The following is a 21,700-nucleotide window of genomic DNA, read 5'->3' as shown; positions in this document are numbered from 1 at the left end:
CTACCTTGTGGACCGAATTACGGTTTCCGCATAAAATAAAATCGTACAAATGTAGGAAGAATTTGTCTAAATGACAAATAAAACCCGATTTATTTTCATTTTATCATACGAAAAGCGTGTTTTCAACCAATAATGTCCTAAAATATGGGTCTCCCGGAATTTCGAGTGATGGTCTTTAGCTTTTGAAAATCATCAAGTTATACAATTAGTCCTATTCATAAACCCTTTATATACGGAGGTTTATACTCAAGAAGTGATAATTTGTGATGCAATAATGCCTATGACTTCTATATGCATTTCATTAAGCTTAAACCCATTGTTAATGAGAAGTTTTTCGAGAAAACCGTGTTGTGAACTTTTAAGTTTCACTCCTACTTCATCACTCCAAATGTCGGACGCCCCAAAATAGGGGGCTATGTTGATTTGTGTGGATAACGGAAGCATTCGCCTCCATGTTCTATAAGCATTCCGGCAACTGACGGAACGTGTCCAAGGAGCATGAACCACCTCTATCGAAGAAACTTGGGATGATCCCAAAAATCAACAAGAGAAAATGTGTGGTGCATGATGATTTCCGAGCTTCCCTCTCAGGTGAGTTTCTTTCATTTTTTTTCTTAATAGAACAGCTGTAAGCAAAACTAAGATATTTTTCCTATTCGTGTCTTTTTTATAATTGAAACAGATACGAGAACATGCTTTCCGAATGTTTATAATATAAGGTGTATCTTCTTTCATCTCTTGATTTATATCAATTCTTTATTTCATTTTACTTATTTCTAAAATTTTTCCTTGAAAATATTTGGTGGTTGTGAATTATTGCATTATCTTTGCACTCGCTTTCAAGAAATACGCCACGAGGCGTTTTTGCGATGGCATCAAAATCGTTCTTTGAAAAGATTTACATAGACAGAGAAGTAGTACAAGAAGAAGCGTCCGCCGCCGATATTTTTTTTATTGGTCGGTGGATGGGTAAAGAAACGAACCGTTCAATTTTTTTTATCTTCTGCCCTTTTGGTTTCATCCAAATCCTGGTGGTTGATATTACATATATAGAAAGGTGTTTAAACTTGATACTTTGAATGAAGGATAATCATTCTGACTCGGAGACATACTTTTATGCCTTTTTTCGATGTGTATATATATTTATTATATATATGTATTGTTTTAATGGCATTTACATTATTTTACAATGGAGAGTTTGATCCTGGCTCAGGATGAACGCTAGCTATAGGCTTAACACATGCAAGTCGAGGGGAAACGGCATTAAGTGCTTGCACTTTTTGGACGTCGACCGGCGCACGGGTGAGTATCGCGTATCCAACCTGCCCATTACTTGGGGATAACCCGTTGAAAGACGGACTAATACCCGATGCAGTCCATTGAAGACATCTGAAGCGGACGAAAGATTTTATCGGTATTGGATGGGGATGCGTCCGATTAGCTTGTTGGCGGGGTAACGGCCCACCAAGGCATCGATCGGTAGGGGTTCTGAGAGGAAGGTCCCCCACATAGGAACTGAGACACGGTCCTAACTCCTACGGGAGGCAGCAGTGAGGAATATTGGTCAATGGGCGGTAGCCTGAACCAGCCAAGTAGCGTGCAGGATGACGGCCCTATGGGTTGTAAACTGCTTTTATGCGGGGATAAAGTCACTCACGTGTGAGTGTTTGCAGTTACCGCATGAATAAGGACCGGCTAATTCCGTGCCAGCAGCCGCGGTAATACGGAAGGTCCCGGCGTTATCCGGATTTATTGGGTTTAAAGGGAGTGTAGGCTGTTTGATAAGCGTGTTGTGAAATGTAGATGCTCAACATCTGAATTGCAGCGCGAACTGTCAGACTTGAGTACACGCAACGTGGGCGGAATTCATGGTGTAGCGGTGAAATGCTTAGATATCATGAGGAACTCCAATTGCGAAGGCAGCTCACGGGAGTGTTACTGACGCTTAAGCTCGAAGGTGCGGGTATCAAACAGGATTAGATACCCTGGTAGTCCGCACGGTAAACGATGGATGCCCGCTGTTGGCAATTTTGTCAGCGGCTAAGCGAAAGCGTTAAGCATCCCACCTGGGGAGTACGCCGGCAACGGTGAAACTCAAAGGAATTGACGGGGGCCCGCACAAGCGGAGGAACATGTGGTTTAATTCGATGATACGCGAGGAACCTTACCCGGGCTTGAATTGCCGGTGCACGATACAGAGATGTTGAGGTCCTTCGGGACGCCGGTGAAGGTGCTGCATGGTTGTCGTCAGCTCGTGCCGTGAGGTGTCGGCTTAAGTGCCATAACGAGCGCAACCCTTTTCCTCAGTTGCCATCGGGTCATGCCGGGCACTCTGTGGATACTGCCACCGTAAGGTGTGAGGAAGGTGGGGATGACGTCAAATCAGCACGGCCCTTACGTCCGGGGCTACACACGTGTTACAATGGCCGGTACAGTTTGTTGGTGTAATGCAAATTGCATCTAATCTTGAAATCCGGTCTCAGTTCGGACTGGGGTCTGCAACCCGACCCCACGAAGCTGGATTCGCTAGTAATCGCGCATCAGCCATGGCGCGGTGAATACGTTCCCGGGCCTTGTACACACCGCCCGTCAAGCCATGAAAGCCGGGGGTGCCTGAAGTTCGTAACCGCAAGGAGCGACCTAGGGCAAAACTGGTGATTGGGGCTAAGTCGTAACAAGGTAGCCGTACCGGAAGGTGCGGCTGGAACACCTCCTTTCTGGAGTGGATGATTACTTTTGTTCATGGGTTTTGCAAGTTATTTGTGGACACTCTTTCTTCCTCTCGTTTTTCCTTTCTTTGGAAAGCCGCGAGGAAATTGGAAGCGTTCGTTTCCCACTTCTTGTAACTACACTTTGTTTATCCTAATATGAGAGAATCAGGGAAGCCGGGTAGAAGCCGTACGACTTTATCCAACTCAGTCCTATAGCTCAGTTGGTTAGAGCGCCACACTGATAATGTGGAGGTCGGCAGTTCAAGTCTGCCTGGGACTACACATCGTCGCAAGACAATGTGTTCCAAGGCTCAAGTCCTCTTGGGACTACACATCGTCGCAAGGCAATGTGCGCCAAGGCTCAAGTCTTTCGGCAATAAGATGACACCTTTTCCTTGATACCTTTCTCCTTCGGGGGATTAGCTCAGCTGGCTAGAGCACCTGCTTTGCAAGCAGGGGGTCAACGGTTCGAATCCGTTATTCTCCACATTTTGTCTCGGTCGGGATGTTACATGCCATTGCTCATGGCTCTTTGTTTCTTCCGACCTTTGACATTCGATCTTTGACATATTGACACAAGCATAACAGTAAAGTAAAACTGAAAGTTCAGACTTTTGCTTGATTTTTTTCAGGCATTAGTCATTAAAAATGAAGATTTCACAATACAGCTGAAAGTATGAGCTACATTATCTTTTTTCATGACAAGCTTCGTTCTTGTCAGAAGATCGATAAAGGCGAATAGAAAGTAGGAAAGGGCGTATGGCGGATGCCTAGGCTCACGGAGGCGATGAAGGACGTGATAAGCTGCGATAAGTTTCGGGTAGGTGCAAATAACCTTTGATCCGGAAATTTCCGAATGGGACAACCCGTCATCCTGAAGGGATGACATTACCATATTTTTTTGGTAAGGCAAACGCAGGGAACTGAAACATCTTAGTACCTGCAGGAGAAGAAAATAATCAAATGATTCCCCCAGTAGTGGCGAGCGACCGGGGAACAGCCCAAACCCCTGACGTGGCAACGCGTCAGAGGTGTAGTAGGACCGCGCTGTCGTACTTAGATTGTGAGGAGAAGCCTTTGGAAAGAGGCATCTTAGAGGGTGATAATCCCGTATCCGAAGCATGACGAGACGTAGCGGTATCCTGAGTAACGCGGAACACGTGAAATTCTGCGCGAATCCGCCGGGACCATCCGGCAAGGCTAAATACTCCCGTGAGACCGATAGTGTACGAGTACCGTGAGGGAAAGGTGAAAAGCACCCCGATGAGGGGAGTGAAATAGTTCCTGAAACCATGCGCCTACAAGCGGTCGGAGCTGTTAATTCAGTGACGGCGTGCCTTTTGCATAATGAACCTACGAGTTACCATGTCCGGCAAGGTTAAGGATTTAATATTCCGAGCCGTAGTGAAAGCGAGCCTTAACAGGGCGTTTAAGTCGGATGGGGTAGACGCGAAACCAAGTGATCTACACTTGCCCAGGTTGAAGTTCCGGTAACACGGAATGGAGGACCGCACCAATAAGCGTTGAAAAGCTTCTGGATGAGGTGAGTGTAGGAGTGAAAGGCCAATCAAACTTGGAGATAGCTCGTACTCCCCGAAAGGCATTTAGGTGCCGCGTGCAGTGTTTTCCATGAGAGGTAGAGCGACCGATAGGTCAAGAGGGCTTCACCGCCTATCGCGACCTGACGAACTCCGAATGCTCATGGACAGTAGCTGTGCAGTAAGGGGGCGGGTGCTAAGGTCCGTCCCCGAGAGGAGAAGAATCCTGACCGCCGTCTAAGGTCCCGAAATTCCGTGCTGAGTTAGTCTAACGAAGTCTGGTCCCCGTGACAGCTAGGATGTTGGCTTGGAAGCAGCCATTCATTCAAAGAGTGCGTAACAGCTCACTAGTCGAGGGTCCGGGCGTGGATAATAATCGGGTATAAGCCGGATACCGAAGGCGCGGGATAGCATTGTATATAAAAAGTATCGGTAGGGGAGCATTCCATTTACGCAGAATGGTGATATTGATTGATCCTGGAGTTTATGGAAAAGCAAATGTAGGTATAAGTAACGATTAGGGTGGTGAGAATCCCCCCCGCCGCAAGACCGAGGTTTCCCGGGCGATGCCAATCAGCCCGGGGTCAGTCGGGTCCTAAGTCTCAGCCGAACGGCGAAGGCGATGGCAGACACGGTTAATATTCCGTGACTTGCGTGTTCAGCGATGTGGAGACGGAGCAGTGACACTGTCGCGTCCTGACGGACATGGACGTATAAGACTTTAGGTGTTGATACGGGCAGGCAAATCCACCCGTAGAGCTGATGGTCGATATTACGGTTTTCTCTTCTGAGGAATCCGACAGCACAGGTAATCATACTCCCTAGAAAATCCGCTAAGCTCATGTTCACGCAACCCGTACCGCAAACGGACACACGTGGTCGGGTAGAACATACCAAGGCGTTGAGAGATTCATGGTTAAGGAACTAGGCAAATTGACCCCGTAACTTCGGGAAAAGGGGTCCTCATAGTAATATGAGGCGCAGAGAATCGGTCCAGGCAACTGTTTACCAAAAACACAGGGCTGTGCAAACTCTAACGATGATGTATACAGCCTGACACCTGCCCGGTGCCGGAAGGTTAAGAGGAGAGCTTAGGAGTAATCCGACGGTTTGAATTGAAGCCCCGGTAAACGGCGGCCGTAACTATAACGGTCCTAAGGTAGCGAAATTCCTTGTCGGGTAAGTTCCGACCTGCACGAATGGTGTAATGATCTGGACGCTGTCTCAATCATGATCTCAGTGAAATTGTAGTATCGGTGAAGATGCCGATTACCCGCGATGGGACGAAAAGACCCCGTGAACCTTTACTACAGCTTAGCATTGACCTTGGTCATCCGATGTGTAGGATAGGCCGGAGGCTTTGAAGTTGTCGCGCCAGCGATGATGGAGTCATCCTTGAAATACGGCCCTTTGGCTGTCCGAGGTCTAACCCGTTTTTATCGGGGACACTGTTTGGTGGGTAGTTTGACTGGGGTGGTCGCCTCCAAAAGCGTAACGGAGGCTTCCAAAGGTACCCTCAGGTCGATTGGTAACCGACCCTATAGAGTGTAATGGCACAAGGGTGCTTGACTGTGAGGCAGACATGCCGATCAGGCAGGAAACTGGGGCATAGTGATCCGGTGCAAGTGTATGGAAACTGCATCGCTCAAAGGATAAAAGGTACTCCGGGGATAACAGGCTGATCCCCCCCAAGAGCTCATATCGACGGGGTGGTTTGGCACCTCGATGTCGGCTCGTCACATCCTGGGGCTGGAGAAGGTCCCAAGGGTTGGGCTGTTCGCCCATTAAAGTGGCACGCGAGCTGGGTTCAGAACGTCGTGAGACAGTTCGGTCTCTATCTATCGTGGGCGCAGGAGTTTTGCGTGGTTCCGTCACTAGTACGAGAGGACCGTGATGGACAGACCTCCGGTTTACCGGTTGTGCCGCCAGGTGCACCGCCGGGTATCTGAGTCTGGTATGGATAAGCGCTGAAAGCATCTAAGCGCGAAGCCTTCCGCAAGATAAGAACTCCTCACAAGGGTCGTCACAGACGATGACGTTGATAGGGTGCAGGTGTAAAGACAGCGATGTCAAAGCCGAGCACTACTAATTGCCCGAAACTTTCATTCCTTTGCTCACACTTTGAGTTGTACTGTAAATAACCTCTTCATTGTTTTCAGCAATTCTTTACTTATGCTTGTTGATATGTGTTTTATTTAACGATATTCAGGTGGTTATTGCGCCGGGGTTCCACCTCTTCCCATCCCGAACAGAGAAGTTAAGCCCGGTTGCGCCGATGGTACTGCAATGCAATGTGGGAGAGTAGGTAGCTGCCTTTTTTTAGCGAAGCCTCACGGAGAAATCCGTGAGGCTTTTTCGTTGTACGCTTGGCATGAAGATTATCCAACGAGTGCAAGTCCCGAGCAAGCCCTGATAGTAGGAATTACAGGCTTTTCCCAATAAATATGCGAGCTTATTTAAAAACGATAGTACTTTTTCGATAAAACGATAGTACTTTTTGTGCAAAACGATAGTACTTTTTTGATAAAACGATAGTACTTTTTTGATAAAACGATAGTACTTTTTGAAGGGTTTATCTTCCGGACAATGGGAATGTATCAATGAGTTGCTCAAGAACAAGACTAATCTTGTACATTCACGGCATCGATCAATACATAATTTCATCATGAACTTGTGTTCTGCTCTTACGGCCTGTTGTTTCTTTGAGAATAAGCCGGAAGCACTGCCGGTACACGTAGAGAAATCAAGGCTATTGAAACTTTTCTAAAGATTTTCTTATCCCGAATTCGCGTAGTTCTTGAGGGACGACTAAGTAAAAGGGCTGAATTCCATGCGAGGAATCCAGCCCTAATTTTTTATGCTCAAAAAAGTTTTAGCGGACAGAAATAAAAATGTTTAATCCTATAATGACCAATTTGGGATTATATTGTCTGTTTTCCTCTACTTTGATTCAAAGAGAGTCATTTACTTTCACTTCATCATTGCTAAAGCATATCATGGAAAAATCCCGATGTTCTTCGCGTTATTTGCAAATCACTTTCCGTCCCCCCTTGATATAGATGCCGGGGCGTGTGGGATAGCACTTTCTTCCTTGCAAATCGTAGATAGTTTGATCTTCTTTGTCTATAAAGATAGGCACGATGCCATTAGGTACTTCGTCCCAACTTATGTTCAAGTCTGTACCATCCACGACAGGCAGATCCGCGATATAAGCACGACCGGGATGTATTATGGTTGAGGTTCCGGAAGCCAAACGCAAGTGAGGGTCTCCATTTGTTTGTACCTCCAAGAGGAATGAAGTGGCTTGAGCCATGGTTTCTTTGAACACACCTGTCAATATGCCGTACGTTACGGGATTTTGCGAATTAAGTCGCCCGCTAAACAGGAGGTTTGTCATCTCATCGGAATACACCAATACCGGCGTGTTGGCAGGGATGGTATTGTTGAGCTTTTGTGCATAGGCGGTCTTTCCGTCCTGATTGGTCAAGACATAAGCCTTTACTCCCTGAGGTATGGGTACATCAAAAGGAGCCACAAATGTGCTAAAGTGCGATTCATCGATGACCATATCTGCATCGTAAGGAGAGGGGATAAAGTCTTTTACTTGCACCTTGCATGGCAAAGCCACCGGGTGATCGTAATCAAGTCGTTGCAGAATCAATACCACGTTGCGAAGTTCAATAGTTGCTGTTCCCAACGGCAATCGACTGTCGGTGCAGTAGTGCATTCTGAGCAGCTCGCCCTCAAAGCCCGTGATGAAGCGTTCCACCGATGAGGGGTAAAGTTGTATGCGTGTCCAACCATCTTTCAAAGGCGTGGCTATCTGCTTGAAGTTGTCAGTTTCCTCGCCGGTGCGTAGCGTGTTTCGTTCCAAAGGATTTTGGTCGGGCATTTCCATATCGAGCGTCATACCCTCCGGCAGGAACACATCAAACTGTACGCCCCACACATCCACTTCGTTGGTAAGGCAGACCTCAATACTTTCCATACACCTGTGCGTGACATTCTGCGAAGTCTCGAATGCAGACATTGACAAACTGTTGGCTGAAGCTTTCGCCTCTATATCTATAACGCTGCTCTGCGATAGAGTGATAAGGTGTTCTAAGTCGATTTCATCCACGATACCATCTTTGTTATAATCAGCGGCCTCGCGTATGAATCCGTCAGACGGCTCTACCAATCCCTTGATAAAGAGCATTACGGCATGAACGTCCGCAAGATCAATGCTGTTATCGCCATTCACGTCGCCATGTTTGTACACCCCTATATGGCTGTTTCGCGCGTTGGCTGTCGTGCTTGTCTCAGCCCCTACTTCAGTAAACGAGATTTGCGCCATGCGCACCGGGTAGCGTTTGCCTGTGGGGAGTTCATTTGGCACTTTGATTTTAAAGGTTACCAACGCGCCGTTGCCTGCCCGAAGCGTATCCCCGGCAAAGGTGAATTTCAGTGTTGTGTCATCCGATTTCACACAAGTCTTCGTAGGATATTTCTCCAGTCTCTCAGAATAGGTTACACCTTCCTCTATCGATGGCATGAGTTGCGCAGGAAATGACAGTTGAAATGTCATATCGCCGATGTCATTGAGTGAAGAGAGAAACACCGACAGGTTCATTTCTTCCCCTTGGAAGCCGTTGGTGCGCTCAATATAGAACACCTGTTTCTTCGCAGAACTTGGGAAGTTAGGCTCGTCTGGTGCGGCAGGGTTGAATTGGAAGCGAGCTTCAAAGCTTACATCGGTTTCTCCCATTGTATAAGAGAAGCTGGGATTGTTGTTGTATGGCTGCCCATCCTTAAACCACCCCAAGAAAACATAGCCCACATTACAGCTGCTACTGATGGTAACAGTCTTCCCCTCAGCTATGTATTGATCCGCTGACACGATTCCCCCCTCAGTGGCAATAGTGAAGATGTGATGTTTAGGCGTAAGATCCGGAGCATCGGGCTCATTGGGCGATGCCGGGACGAACTTGAAATGAGCCACCAGTGTGTCGCGTTGATTTCTTACGGTGTAGGTGAAACTTGCCGTCTCGGAGAGCCGTTCCACATCCTGACTGCTCCAATGGCTGAACACATAGTTGGTTGAAGGCGAAGCGTTCACCGTTACTTTCTTGCCGGGCAAATACTTGCCACCTCCACTCACGTAGCCACCCTCGCTCGCAATGACTGTCAGGGGTATGGTGAGTGTCAGCCATGGGTCGTCGGGTTCCCCGGGACTGCCCGGCTGGTAGATATAATGGGCTGTGAACGTCTCCGGAGTTTCTTTCTTAGTGATGTTGAACGACGATTTCTCTGAAACCACAACACCATCCTCATTGGTCCACTTCGTGAATTTATATCCCATAGCGGGATTAGCCCTCAGGTTTACGATAGCACCTTGGACGTATTTTCCCGTTGGCGAAGGATTGCCTCCTTGCACCGGCTCCGCCAATACGGTAAGCCGATGGGGCAAATTAGGTGCATCGGGCTCTCCGGGGTTCGGTGGATTGAATCCACCTTTCCCTTGTCCGAATGCGGTGATGCAGCCTATCAGCCACATCCCCATCATTAAATATCTTTTTCTTCTCATAGGGCAGTCTTTACTTATTTTACATAAATTTTTCTGCCGTTCACGATATAAATGCCTCGCTTCAGTCCTTGAATAGAGTTACCTACCAATCGACCTGTGAGGTCGTAAACAGCTCTTGTCTTGATTTCGGTGTTTGAAATGGTTTCAATGCCGGTTGGTTTACCTTCAATCTTCAGTGCGAAGCGTTCGTTATCAGTGCCCTTGACAGCTTGGAAGCTATAGTTGCCGGAAGTCAGATCGGTTTGTGTGCCGGTTTCCATATCTACCAATACCACGCGGCTGGCTTCGTTGCGGGTCAGCGCAAAAGTGTATTCTCCATCGGCAGGTATGATGATACCCACAGTTACCATGCCTTCACCCAACGGGCGTTCGTTGATGGCATAACAAGAGCCATCGTTTCCGATGGTATAGATTTGAAGCCCCTCACCAAAGAATTTACCGGCATCGCAAGACATTTCATAGTCGATAGAGGCTTTCTCATTCACCACCACGCGTGTACGGTCGTTCTGATCGTCCTTGCTGATGGTCAAGTCGAGCAATTGTCGGCTGCTTGTTGCTTCCATCTGTATGGGTTTCGCGCCTGCGGTGTGGACGGTATTATCGGTTTGCTTGCCTGCCAATGCGAAAGTTATGCTCTCTATACCTTCCGGTCGTTGTACGAAGAAAGCTTCGTTTGGACGAAGAATATAGTTGTCATCAGTCAGCGAATAAGCATTGTATTGGAAGCCACCATAATACGGAGTGAACACGGTGATGGGTGAATTGAATTCCATTTGCTTGGCATCGTAGTAGCATTGGTAGGGATTGCCAACCAAATTCCAGCTCTGATTGGCAGGAGCTTCAGCTGCGTAGGTCGCAAGTGTGGTTGTATGCGCGTTGGGGCTCATGATTTGGTTTCCGCCGGTGCCATGAGATGGGAAATGACTCCATACGCCATCCTTGCTGGCCTGATAGATGAATCCTGTTCCCGCAGGGATGACAGCACCCGATTCAAAATCTTTCCAGCTGCCAGTCGCGCCATTAGTAGCGCGGTTGGCTCCATCATAGTATCTCACGGCAAAATCGCCCTCTGTGGGCTTGATGTCGTCCACGCACACATCGTAGGGCAGACAGAGTGCATACCATGCATAAGCGTGCGAATAGTTGTGATCATTGCACGTGTATTGGCATATATCCGCTGTGGTGATATCCACATTGGGACAGGTACTGATGATCTGTGTGTAACTTTCATTCTCACGGTCGGCATGTATTTGGAATTTGCCAAACTGTTGGGCAGTTTCACCTCCTATCTTGAATATAAGACCGTTGTTTATATAGATGTTGGGGCGTCCTTCCATGCGTTGACGTGCCCCGAAAGTGAGGTTTTCTTGTATATGCAACCAATCAGCGGTTTCGGTGCTAAAGCCTTCTATGTGTCCCATCTTCAACCAGTTCCCATCGGCTTTGTAGGTATTTACAAGGTAGTTGGGAACTTGCAGCGTCATGTTGGCTAAATACTCATTGGTAAACACACTATAATAATGGCACATCGTGGGACTATTCACTTTGAAGGTGGTGAGCTTTGGACATGCCACGAAATTACCATAGCTATATTTATCAAATTTGAAAAATCGTTCTCCGAGTTCCGCGCTTTTAAGTTCTGAACATGCGTAGAAGACATTGTTGCTCATATCTGTTACATTGTCGAGTTTAATGGCGGTTACAGCCGTTTTCATCATACTATATTTGCCAAATTTTTTAACATGAGACAAACTGCCAAAGTCGTTGTTCCAGCAGTCTGAACATCCATTTTCCCACACTTCTTCCACATTATCGGGTAATGTAAAGTTCTGAAGCGAGACGCAGTTCTGAAGGAAAGATGATCCGAGGATTTTCACATTGGAGCCGATACTGAGTTCTTTCAGCATATATGCATTCATGAACACTCCATTCCCGGAAGTGGCGTCAGCACTGCAATAGCTGTCGGGCAGCATGGCACTCTCGATATTACTATCTCTGAAAGCGTCGTATCCAATGGTCTTAAGTCCATTGGGGAAGTTTATCCGGGTGATGTGAGACTTATAGAAAGCCGCATCTCCGATATCGGTAAGACCTGCCGGGAGCACTACCTTGTTTAGATACTGCCAATCATTGCCCACACATTTGAATCTACTTGCAGGTATGGTGGTATTGGTGATACCTGAAAGGTCAATCTCCCAAAGGGTGCCACTCATATTGCCAATAGTGGTCCAATCGGCTTCATTGAGTGTTCCGGTTACCTTGAGCCGTCGCACGTCAGCCAATTGTTCCACATTGTAGAGAACTTCCTGTCCCAGACTGCCAGGCTCTGTAACTTCAGCGGTTACGATGTCGTTGGTTTTCATCAAACCGTAGAAGCCCAGCCGAAGGTCGTGTTTTCCACCATCAGGTCGGTCGTTGGTTACCGTGAAAGTGATGGTGTGGCTACCGGCATCAAGGTCGATAAAAAAGCGTGGGCTCCGCCTATACAGCACGGTGCTGCTCACCGTTCTCCAAGTTGTTCCGTCCACCTTTACCTCCAGTTTGGTGCGCAACTCATCTTGTTTGTCGGTTTCTGCACCCTGATAAGCGTCAAAGCAGAAAGTGGATCTTACCGTCGGTTTGAGATTTACCGTGAGTGTGGTAATCTCTCCCGGAGCTATTGCCTGCGAATACACAAAGGCATTGTCGTTGGTGGTCCAAGGTTTGGCATCATCGTTAAGGATTTTTATGGGATCTGACCATGTCTGAAGTTTCACTTTTTCGGTGATGTCTGTTGTTTGCGCCCAACCATATATAATGGTAAGCAACATTACTGAAAGTAGTTGAATGCGTTTCATAAGCTTGCGTTTTTATTGATTATTAAAATTTTTCGTAAATATAAAACAAAAAGTGATTGGGGGTACTTGCAAATTCGGAAAAACAGTATTGCAAATTCGGAAAAAGTGCTTTTTGTGTCGATTATTTGCGATTCTGAAATGTCAAGACGTGAATAACGAATGGGATAAAGATGATTTGTCATTAACCATAATTTATGCCATCCGGCTCAATAGTGTCCTAAATATTTCTTATTCTATCCATCAAAGCTTACCTTTTGCGTTGTAAAAGCTTAGCTTTTGCAATGCAAAAGGTCATGAATCGGAGTGCAAAAGGTAAGCTTTTAAATAGCAATTAATATCATCCTGATTATCAACAGATTACAAAGGGCACTTTCTTCTCTGTTTTTGTCATGTTATTTCATAACGATGACAAGGCGAATGTTCGGTATCAAGAGTCTGTTTGCCATCACCTGAATACGAATTGGAGACACAAGGAGATATACGCCATATATGTGGTTAGAGAGAAACATGTCGGGACGTATGGTTTGATGTGATGTTTCGTGAGTTTTCTCAAAAATATTTAGAACACTATTGCATTCCAATAGGAATATCCTCTGCCTTAAGATAAAAATAACGACGTATGTTTTGGAAATTTAAATAAAAAGTATTATTTTTGTTTCGCAATCAAGTGTTCATTCATAAATGAGCACGTTAAAGTAATGTGGTTTGACGATTGTCATCCATCAAGTTTCCTCTGTTGATTGGTAATACATTTGTTTAGGGTACGAGGACGACAGATAGAAATTGTCCACATGCAAAAGGTGATTAAATATCCGCCCAAGAAATTTTAATAATAGTCTGACAACGTATGATTCAAGCATTGATAACCATAACCCCCATGTTGGTGTGCATGTTCTGGGTAGTGATGTTGCTGTTAGAGTTGCACGAGCACGGCAATCGGGCAGCACATGGTGAATTGTTATTGTGGGCCATTACCGCAACCTTATTATATTCCGGGCACTGTGTCTTCTTTAACTATGAGTATCAAGTGCTGCCCTTTGTCGATTCGATGTATATTACCTGCAATTTGGCTATCTTTCCTCTCTATCTGCGTTACATCACGAAACTGACCCAAGGACGCGTATCAACAAGGTTGAACGCCTTGGTATTATTCCCGCCATTGGTATTTGGCATAACCGCATTGATTATCTACCTACTCATGACCCCTGAGGAAATTGCTCACTTCTTTGATATTCACCTCTATCACAATCAATTCGATGAACTAACCCCTTTGAGCTATCTACAGACCATATTGCATCAAGCGCGCAAGGTGTTATTCGCAATCAGTGTGGTGCTTACAGCATGGTTGGGCTTCCGCAAGATAAAGAGTTATAACCGTTTGGTGGATTCCATCTATGCTTCTACCGATGACAAGCGGCTGCGCGGCATTACCCCCATCTTGCTGCTCCTGCTGGTTACGGGCGTGATTTCCATTGTGGCTAACGCTATCGGGCGATGCACCTTTACCGGTCAGACATTGACGCTGTTCATTCCCTCTACGGTGTTCAGCATATTGCTCTTTGCCATAGGATATTTTGGCTATCGCCAGCAATTCTCCTTTGTCGATATAGATAAGGAAGAAGAGCAATCGGGAGAATGTTCATGCGTGGGCAATTTCTCAACAGAGCAGCTAAAATATGTAGTTATTGACGAACAACTATTCCTGCAACCAAATCTCAAAGTAGATGATGTGGCGCGTCACATGGGCACCAATCGTCGCTACGTACAGCAATTGCTCAATGTAGAGATGGGCATGAGCTTCAACGAATACATCAACCGTTTGCGCACCGATTATGCTGAACAGCTTTTCAAGAATCGAAAAGACTTATCGGTGGAAACTGTACTGGGGCTATCGGGTTATTTGTCGGCTAGCACGTTTTACCGCAACTTCAAGAAATACAAGGGTTATACGCCCCGCACATAGAGAAACCTTTTTTCATTATCAGCCTTTATTAATAATAGGTGTATGAGATTTTTTATCTTTTCTCAACCAATAGATGTGTGCATAACATCAGTGGCAGCGATTATTGTTTCTTTTCCGGTGTCGTGTAGAAATCAATCATTCTGCGGATGGCACGTTGGCAGACCGGACAAAATTCCGGATTGGCATTGGTGCGCATCCGGCAATCGGGGTAGGCTCTGTAAACTCCATGTTGAGAATAGCCTGCCGGTTCGTAAGCTCCTATCTTCCAATTCTTTTTCTTGCTGTCCGGTCGGTCCAAATCTTTGGGTTGTGGAGTGGGAACTGCCGTCTTAGCGTTCACCATGTCAGCCCATTTTTCTTGAAAATCCACCAAAGTAGTAAGGTTTTGTTCCCACGGCTCTACATCGCGCGGATACATGGGTATTTGTTCGTTGCCATAAGCATATTCATCGCCCAGTCCGGCAAAGGAATGCCCGAACTCATGAACCACGACCGGTTTGAATGCCGGATGATGTGTCATGGAAAGATTGTAGGAATTGAGAATTCCGCCCCCACCATAGTTTGCCGTATTTACCAATACGATAATGTGTTCGTAAGGCGTGCCTGCCAAGAGATTGTGCAAATCTTTCAAGTGCAGTGTGGTCAGATATCTGTCGCTATAGAAGGTGTTGAAATGCGAGTGCAGTGCGGTGTTTTTCCATATGCCTTTGCCCGGTTCCGATGTCCCACTCTCCTCCGAAGCAGCTTTCACTGCCACGATGTTGAACCTGTCGCGCATAGAACGGAACGGCTCATGCGCGAAGAGTGCCTCTATCGCCGTGTTACAATCCTGAATGAAAATGGGCATCTCGGCTTCCGTATAGCCTTCCGAGATATAAGCGATGTGAATACATTGTGAGGTGTCCGCAGCCTGTTGCAACGTGATGTAAGGCGTTACGTTCTTTTCGCCTATCTTCCGAATAAGGATATCCGTCGGCACCACCATATGTGTCAGTTTTGCCATGGTTTCTCTTCTGTTGTTTTTCAGTTCCACCGTAACGTCCACCGTATCCTTCGGGAAAGGCACGAGAAAGACGTTTTGGAAGGTGCGGCTCGCGGTCTTCGCCTCATCATACGACAGCCATTCCTGAAAGAGCGTTGAGAACGAGTTGCGATAAATAACCCTTTGTGAGCGATGGTCGCGCACGATAACTTGTCCGTTTCCCTGCACCGGCAGTTCCGCCAATCTCTCGCGTTTACCATACCATCCCGGAACTTCGCAGAGTTCATCAAGCGCGATGTTCTGATGTTCGGCGTTTCCTGCGAAAGCATAGTCTATGCGCAGCGTGGCATTTTTGAAATACTGTTGGAACTCTTGCGCCGCCACTGTCAGTGAGACGAGTGCGAACAGGAAAAGGGATAGAATTTTCTTCATCGTAAATTATGATTTTTCAGGTTATGCAATCTGTTTCGATTACAAAGGAAAACAATTTCCGCTAATTTGCCAAATTATTTCACCACGTATTTCATCCGATTTACATCTTTCTTGATTACATTCAGTCATGGAAAAGATGAAGTAGAATAATTAAATAATCATATACTTAAAAACTAAATAGTAGAAAAAGATAATCATTGTTTTCCAAAAAGAAAATCAACGAACGATCCATCGACTTACAAAAGTAGAGCAAGTAAAGAAACAAGAAGAGATAAGTAAAGGCATATAAATAGCTAACATACAATTACTTATATTATTATATTTGAACGAAATGAAAAAATATATAATATTTTCTGCAACATTTTCTTTGTCATAATAAAACTTTTTGCATACCTTTGTAAGCAGAAAAGTTATCCAAAAAAGAAAACTAAAACAAAATAAAAACAACCAAAGTTTCCCAAAACATACAACCAATGCGTTGCAAGAATTGGTAAACCGACAATAAAAATTTATCATCCCAAACAATGGAAATGAAGAATTTCAGCATCACCAAACGCGATGGAACGAAAGAACGTTTCTCGCTTGACAAAATCATGAATGCCATCGCCAAGGCATTCGAGAGTGTGAACGAACCCACCGACTTAGGCACTGTGTCGCGCGTGCTCGCCAATCTTGACATTCACAACAACATCAAGGTAGAAGACATCCAAAACCAAGTGGAGGAAGCCTTGATGAAAGAAGGACATTACAAGGTGGCGAAAAGTTTCATTGTCTATCGACAGCAACACACCGAAGACCGCGAGGTGCTGGAGAAGATGCACTTCCTCACCGATTATTGCAAAGCGGAGAACGCTGCCACCGGTTCCAAGTTCGATGCCAACGCCAACGTGGAGCATAAGAACATCGCCACTCTCATTGGCGAACTGCCCAAACAGGGTTTCATTCGTCTGAACCGCAGACTACTCACCGACCGCATTAAGAAGATGTATGGCAAAGACCTCGCCAACGAGTACCTCGACTTACTCAATCACCACTTCATCTACAAGAACGACGAGACCAACCTTGCCAATTATTGCGCCTCCATCACCATGTATCCGTGGCTCATCGGTGGTACGACCTCCATCGGTGGCAACTCCACCGCTCCCACCAATCTCAAGAGCTTCTGTGGCGGGTTCATCAACATGGTCTTTATGGTATCAAGTATGCTGGCAGGGGCTTGTGCCACTCCGGAATTTCTCATGTACATGAACTACTTCATACAAAAAGAATATGGTAAAGACTATTGGCAGCACCCTGAAAGCCCTGCCGACCTCAGCCTGAAGAAACGCACCATAGACAAAGTTATCACCGATTATTTCGAGCAAATTGTCTATTCGCTCAATCAGCCCACCGGCGCGCGCAACTATCAGGCAGTGTTTTGGAACATATCCTATTACGACCGCTTCTACTTTGAGTCGCTCTTCGGTAATTTCTTCTTCCCTGACGGCACGCAACCCGACTGGGACGCCGTGTCATGGCTGCAAAAACGATTCATGAAATGGTTTAACGCAGAGCGCACCAAGACTGTGCTCACTTTCCCCGTGGAAACCATGGCATTGTTATCTGAGAACGGCGAGTGCCGCGATGAGGAATGGGCAGACTTTGCCTCTGAGATGTATGCGGAGGGACACAGCTTCTTTACCTATATGAGCGACAACGCCGACTCGCTCAGTTCTTGCTGTCGTCTGCGCAACGAGATACAAGACAACGGCTTCTCCTACACTCTCGGCGCGGGAGGCGTCTCCACTGGGTCGAAAAGCGTGCTCACCATCAACCTCAACCGATGCATACAATACGCCGTTAACAACAAGCAAGATTACAAGGCATACCTATCCCACATCATAGACCTCTGCCACAAGGTGCAGCTCGCCTACAACGAGAATCTCAAAGATCTGCTCCGCAACCACATGTTGCCTCTCTTTGATGCCGGCTACATCAACATCGACCGGCAATACCTCACCATCGGCATCAACGGACTTGTGGAAGCTGCGGAGTTCATGGGGCTTGACATCACTCCAAACGATGCCTACAAGGAATTTGTGCAAGGTGTGCTCGGGCTCATAGAAAAATACAACAAAGCCTACAGAAGCAAGGAAGCCATGTTCAACTGCGAGATGATACCGGCGGAGAACGTAGGAGTGAAACACGCCAAATGGGATAAAGCCGATGGCTACTTCGTTCCGCGCGACTGCTACAACAGCTATTTCTATCGTGTGGAAGACAACTCGCTCACCATCATTGATAAGTTTAGGTTGCACGGTGCACCCTATATAGAGCATCTTACCGGCGGATCGGCATTGCACATGAATCTTGACGAACACCTCTCGCAACCTCAATATCGACAACTCTTCAGGGTGGCAGCAAAAGAAGGATGCAACTACTTCACCTTCAACATTCCCAACACCATCTGCAATGACTGCGGACACATTGACAAGCGCAACCTGAAGGAATGTCCGCACTGCCATTCCACAAATGTGGACTATCTAACGCGCATCATCGGATACATGAAACGCGTCAGCAACTTCTCGGTTGCCCGACAGCAGGAAGCCTCCCGACGCTACTACGCCACATCTGATAAATACAACGCGGAGGAAAAACCGGAAGAATGTCTCGCGAATGCTGAAGTACGTTAATACCGACATTGTCTTTCAGGAGTTCCCCGACGAGGTAACGCTCGCCATCAACCTCTCCAACTGTCCCTGTCATTGTCCGGGCTGCCACAGCGCGTACTTATGGCAGGACATCGGACAACCACTGACGATTCATCGACTTGAGGAGCTTCTGAGCGAAGAGGCAATTCCCGATCTCACCTGTGTGGGACTGATGGGTGGCGATGCCGAACCAAAAAGCGTGAGCGAACTGGCACGCTATCTGCGCCAAGCACATCCCGAGCTGAAGATTGGTTGGTACACCGGACGCACCACCATAGCCTCCGACATCGATCGCCGCTGTTTCGACTACATCAAGGTGGGACCTTATCTGCGGCATCTCGGAGGCTTAGATAGCCCACGCACCAATCAACGCATGTTCCACCTTTGTGCCGGACCCACTGCCGAACCTGTTATGAACGATATCACCGCCCGTTTCCGGAAAGGATAATCCGAGTGGTGCCATTCTCACATTCCTCTTGTCCGATTATTCCGTGCGAACAAAGAATTTTTCAAATATTGATTCACGCGCGACAAGGGGCAATTTATCGGACTGGCAAGCATATTGACGGAAAGAAATGTATCAGCAAGAAAGAGCGTTGATAATCAGACGCTTACGAAACGCGTTTCAAAAGCTGAGCTTTTGCAGCATTAAACAATTCTCAAAATACAACTAACTGAAAATAAGTAAGTTACCTCGTTTTTGAAACTGAATAGGTAACGATTTAGAAACGAGCAAGCTACTTGGCTTCGCTGTTTTCTGCCTAACAAAGAACGCTTGTTATTCTGTTTGCAAAGATAATACTTTGTTACCGAATAACAAGCGTTTTTTGGTGCGAAAAGATATAAAAGAATGAATGCCTTACAAGTTTATGCTGTCTTGCGGTATGTGCGAGATGGCTTGTTAGTCTTTTAGTCCAATAACTGTTGTCTTAATGATGGTACATGCAGTTGCTAACTTTTTCTTAAACAGGGAATAGGTCTAAGTCCAATTGTCTGTTTTTGGGAGGGGCAAAGACTCCGATAATTAAATAAGGATCAGGAGCTTTTCTTTTATGCCACTCGTATGAAGTACCTAAAAACAGATAAATATCTTTTTTCGCCATGTCCTCATATTTCCTGATAACTTTCTGGACAGCGGTTTCTTCACTTTTATCTTTTCGAATGCAGTTTCTATATAAAGCTCCAATTTCCCAATCTTCAATCATGAGGGTACGCGTTATTCCATCTTCAGTTACGAATTCATAACTGAATTTATAAGGAATCTTCTCTGCAAATTGAAAAGAATCCTTCATGTCCTGTTTATCTTCAAAGATGTTCAATTGGCGCAACTTTGCTTGATACTTCGCTTTGAGTTTTGACAATTTATCAGCAAATTTTTCCATGCTCTTGCCATCGTCTTTCTTCCTCAGATCACAACATACCACTCGGTTCACATGTGTAGGTTTTAATACGGCTAAAGAAATTTTGTTCTGTGTCGTCAAGGCAAGAAGTTCACTCATATTTGTGAAAACCATCTTGTTTTTCAGAACCCATTGAAGCCTTAAATTCCAATCTGTCCCTTTGCCATTTTTACCAAGGATATTCGGATCGATTTTAAGCGTATCAATATTATAGATATGGTAACTTTCTGGCCTACTGTCCTGAGTCCTTTTCTCCACATCTACCTCTATCCATTGCCATTTGTGATACCGAGGCACATCGTTATCCGCATAAATCACCCGATAGGGGATTGGGAAAATCCTTATCCAAGAGCCATCCTCACGAAACCCTGCTGTGCATACCGTTTCAAGGTGTTTTTCCGATAGAGAAGGATAAGTCATTACAGATACTAATATCCGCATAATTATAACAAAATTTCTTGAAAATCATAGGTTACATTCGGCAATTCCATCAAGGCTCCTGCCACTCGTGTACGGTGACATTGCCTTGGATCTTTCTCAAAGCAAGTGAGACAGACTCTTTTTTCCTCGTCTAAAACAGAACGCACATATAATAACGCATCCCAATTCTGTTTTAATGAGGTTTGCTCATATTCCTCAAACAGACGGTCGTAGTCCTCTTGAGTATTTAGTGCTTTTCTGTTTTCAGATTCTATGCCTAACGCAGGTACATGTATGTATTTGATCCCTACGCCCTCACAGGCTTTTTGTAGAATACCCTTGGAAAAACCATATTTCATGCTGAACGCATTTTTCCTAACATCGCATAACACTCTAATATCATTGCATATCAGTTGCTTCAGATACTTTTCAAGGGTAAATCCTTCATAGCCAATGGTCATCAGCACCGAAGAGGTGAATTTGTACCGTTCCCTGTATTTCCTGACTTTATCCATTTCTTCTTGCGTCAGCAAGTACTGGGCAATTGTACTATTGATTGCTGTAAATGGGTTTGTTCTATATGTATAGGCAATTAACTCATTTTGAGACATGTTACCGTATAATTTGCAAACTTCACGAATAGCCTGAGTATCAAACAAATCCAAATCCCTGATAAAATGAGTTTCATGCAAGGAATGATAAAGGCTGTCTTTTCTTTCTGTTTTCTCTATATCCAAATATCCTTGCTTGGATAAAACCACTAAATCCTGATTGGCCTGAAAAGAGAAACAGCCGTATTTATAAGGAACAAAATCAAAGGCTTTCTCACCAACCTGCCTACGCGTAAAAAGGAATAGATACTTCTGCAAACTCTTTGCAGAAACATCTTTCCCAAGCGCTTCGAGCAACGCCAAAATAATTTTCCTTCTATAATACAAAACTTGCATATTCTTGGGCAAAGTTACAAATTATCTTTAATAAAGCCAACAATCTTGGCAATTTTAATGTATATCTAAAATAGCATTTAACAGTACGCAGAGTCAACCAGCAAGTGCAAAATTATAAAACGTATTTGAAGAATTCACACTTTGGAGTAGAAAAGTTTAATTTTTCTCTCGGTCTTTCGTTCAATTTCTTTTGTATCGACATAATTCTCTTGTC

8 protein-coding genes, 2 tRNA genes, 3 rRNA genes and 1 pseudogene are annotated in these 21,700 nt (G+C 45.6%); 9 read left to right on the top strand and 5 right to left on the bottom strand.

The genetic code is table 11. From position 1 onward, the window contains the following. The first annotated feature begins 1,186 nt into the window (after positions 1–1,186). The 6 genes and pseudogenes from E0E16_RS10830 to E0E16_RS14465 all read left to right on the top strand — a co-directional run. Positions 1,187–2,717 (top strand): 16S ribosomal RNA (locus E0E16_RS10830). Between the two features lie 200 nt (positions 2,718–2,917). Next, positions 2,918–2,991 (top strand) — tRNA-Ile (locus tag E0E16_RS10825). A gap of 133 nt (positions 2,992–3,124) precedes the next feature. Continuing rightward, a tRNA-Ala gene (locus E0E16_RS10820) sits at positions 3,125–3,198 on the top strand. A gap of 252 nt (positions 3,199–3,450) precedes the next feature. Then, positions 3,451–6,357: ribosomal RNA gene (locus E0E16_RS10815) — 23S ribosomal RNA — on the top strand. 97 nt (positions 6,358–6,454) lie between these two features. Then, a 5S ribosomal RNA gene (rrf, locus tag E0E16_RS10810) occupies positions 6,455–6,567 on the top strand. The 16S, 23S and 5S rRNA genes sit together here with 2 tRNA genes alongside, the layout of an rRNA operon. 272 nt (positions 6,568–6,839) lie before the next feature. Continuing rightward, positions 6,840–7,016 (top strand): annotated as a pseudogene (locus E0E16_RS14465) (IS982 family transposase); the annotation flags it as partial. A gap of 255 nt (positions 7,017–7,271) precedes the next feature. On the opposite strand, the gene E0E16_RS10795 reads toward E0E16_RS14465, so the two are convergent. After that, positions 7,272–9,815, bottom strand: a complete 2,544-nt coding sequence (locus E0E16_RS10795) for an InlB B-repeat-containing protein (RefSeq protein ID WP_130830297.1) — start codon at positions 9,813–9,815, stop codon at positions 7,272–7,274. A 14-nt stretch (positions 9,816–9,829) separates the two neighbouring features. Continuing rightward, complete coding sequence (locus E0E16_RS10790) at positions 9,830–12,652, bottom strand: leucine-rich repeat domain-containing protein (RefSeq protein WP_130830296.1); 2,823 nt, start codon at positions 12,650–12,652, stop codon at positions 9,830–9,832. A gap of 847 nt (positions 12,653–13,499) precedes the next feature. On the opposite strand from E0E16_RS10790, the gene E0E16_RS10785 reads away from it, so the two are divergent. Beyond that, on the top strand, positions 13,500–14,615 hold the full coding sequence (locus E0E16_RS10785) for a helix-turn-helix transcriptional regulator (RefSeq protein WP_130830295.1): 1,116 nt from the start codon (positions 13,500–13,502) through the stop codon (positions 14,613–14,615). A gap of 100 nt (positions 14,616–14,715) precedes the next feature. On the opposite strand, the gene E0E16_RS10780 is transcribed toward E0E16_RS10785, so the two are convergent. Next, a complete protein-coding gene (locus E0E16_RS10780; RefSeq protein WP_130830294.1) occupies positions 14,716–16,029 on the bottom strand; it encodes a M64 family metallopeptidase in 1,314 nt (437 codons plus the stop codon). Between the two features lie 530 nt (positions 16,030–16,559). Here E0E16_RS10780 and nrdD point away from each other — a divergent pair. Continuing rightward, positions 16,560–18,701 carry an anaerobic ribonucleoside-triphosphate reductase gene (gene nrdD / locus E0E16_RS10775; protein ID WP_130830641.1) on the top strand — a complete coding sequence of 714 codons (2,142 nt, stop codon included), beginning with the start codon at positions 16,560–16,562 and terminating at the stop codon, positions 18,699–18,701. Then, positions 18,685–19,167, top strand: coding sequence for an anaerobic ribonucleoside-triphosphate reductase activating protein (gene nrdG / locus E0E16_RS10770; RefSeq protein ID WP_130830293.1), 483 nt, complete (start codon positions 18,685–18,687; stop codon positions 19,165–19,167). Before nrdD ends, nrdG begins: the two co-directional genes overlap by 17 nt. A gap of 514 nt (positions 19,168–19,681) precedes the next feature. Here nrdG and E0E16_RS10760 read toward each other — a convergent pair. Together E0E16_RS10760 and E0E16_RS10755 are read right to left on the bottom strand one after the other, a co-directional pair. Further along, positions 19,682–20,560, bottom strand: coding sequence for a DUF8758 domain-containing protein (locus E0E16_RS10760; protein WP_231556652.1), 879 nt, complete (start codon positions 20,558–20,560; stop codon positions 19,682–19,684). A gap of 2 nt (positions 20,561–20,562) precedes the next feature. Beyond that, positions 20,563–21,486 (bottom strand): DUF488 domain-containing protein, encoded by a 924-nt coding sequence (locus tag E0E16_RS10755; protein WP_130830292.1) that lies wholly within the window; start codon positions 21,484–21,486, stop codon positions 20,563–20,565. Between the last annotated feature and the right edge of the window lie 214 nt (positions 21,487–21,700).

Source organism: Prevotella rectalis, from assembly GCF_900607215.1.
In the GTDB taxonomy this organism is placed as follows: domain Bacteria; phylum Bacteroidota; class Bacteroidia; order Bacteroidales; family Bacteroidaceae; genus Prevotella; species Prevotella brunnea.
This window is presented reverse-complemented; position numbering and strand designations above follow the sequence as displayed.